Origin of the sequence: Acidisoma sp. S159 (assembly GCF_009766125.1) — a bacterium.
In the GTDB taxonomy this organism is placed as follows: domain Bacteria; phylum Pseudomonadota; class Alphaproteobacteria; order Acetobacterales; family Acetobacteraceae; genus Acidisoma.
This window is the reverse complement of sequence record NZ_LMUG01000047.1, coordinates 1-221: the sequence shown is the minus strand read 5'-3', so window position 1 is coordinate 221 and position 221 is coordinate 1. Positions and strand designations below refer to the sequence as shown.

The window sequence follows — 221 nt, the reverse complement described above, 5'->3', positions numbered from 1 at the left end:
TATCCTCGCGCTTTGGCATTCGGCGCCTTCACCGTCTGGCTGTCGAGCACACCACCAGACGGGCTGGCTTCACGTCCGCTACGCTCCCGGTCAAGCATCAGCGACACGTCGTGAATGGTCTGGAACAGCATCCGACGCACGAACCGTCGAAACCACCAGTATACGGTTTGCCACGGGCCGAAATTCGTTGGCAGCATGCGCCAGCCACCGCCGCTGCGCGC

General features: G+C 62.9%; 1 protein-coding gene. It reads right to left on the bottom strand.

Annotation, left to right across the window (positions count from 1 at the left end; translation table 11 throughout):
* The coding region (locus GSQ92_RS15055; protein ID WP_159013651.1) for a transposase at positions 1-221 on the bottom strand (221 nt) is incomplete at both ends.